Genomic DNA, 255 nt, shown 5'->3' on the forward strand with positions numbered 1-255 from the left:
AATACGGACAAGAGGACTGTACCGGTCTCTTCATTACGTAAAGACGCACGTGGGTACTCTGGTTTGCAACCAGCAACGTTAAAGTCGATCACCCCTGGTACCGTCACAGGGCCAGTTGGTTTTGCTGGCTCTGGTGGTGCTGTTTGCTGTGTTTTAGCAAACACTGGGTTATCTGGCTTCACGTTCGATACGGCACTGATCGTGTTTTGCTGTGGCTGCTGCTGTACTTGCACTTCTGGCGGCGGAATAAATGGT

1 pseudogene is annotated in these 255 nt (G+C 51.0%); it reads right to left on the reverse strand.

Annotated elements, in window-relative coordinates:
• A pseudogene (locus ACO0K2_RS19775) lies at positions 1 to 255 on the reverse strand (energy transducer TonB); the annotation flags it as partial.

Source organism: Undibacterium sp. MH2W (assembly GCF_049340215.1).
In the GTDB taxonomy this organism is placed as follows: domain Bacteria; phylum Pseudomonadota; class Gammaproteobacteria; order Burkholderiales; family Burkholderiaceae_D; genus Undibacterium.